Below are 271 nucleotides of genomic sequence, written 5' to 3'. Positions count from 1 at the left end.
CATGCGATGTTAGAAGAAAAAAGAGATTTAGAGCTTTCATCATTTCAACGCCACGTGGGTATTTACGCTTACAGAGCAGGGTTTATTAATCAATATATTGCACTTAGTGTTTCACCTTTGGAGTTATTAGAGTCATTAGAGCAGCTGCGTGTTTTATATCACGGTTATAGTATTAAAATAGAGCAGGCAAAAGTAGCTCCGCATGCAGGTGTTGATACCGCTGAAGATTTAGCAAAAGTAATTGCGTTTTTACAAAATAAAAACGCGTGAC

At 37.3% G+C, this 271-nt stretch carries 1 protein-coding gene; it reads left to right on the top strand.

Annotated elements, in window-relative coordinates; all coding sequences use genetic code 11:
* Positions 1–270 (top strand): cytidylyltransferase domain-containing protein (locus R2R70_RS20390; protein WP_410978961.1); only part of this gene is annotated, 270 nt, incomplete at its 5' end.
* Position 271: the final 1 nt, after the last annotated feature.

The organism is Cobetia sp. SIMBA_158 (genome assembly GCF_046566945.1).
Classification (GTDB): domain Bacteria; phylum Pseudomonadota; class Gammaproteobacteria; order Pseudomonadales; family Halomonadaceae; genus Cobetia; species Cobetia amphilecti.
The sequence above is the reverse complement of the archived record's forward strand: the minus strand, read 5'-3'. Positions and strand labels throughout refer to the sequence as shown.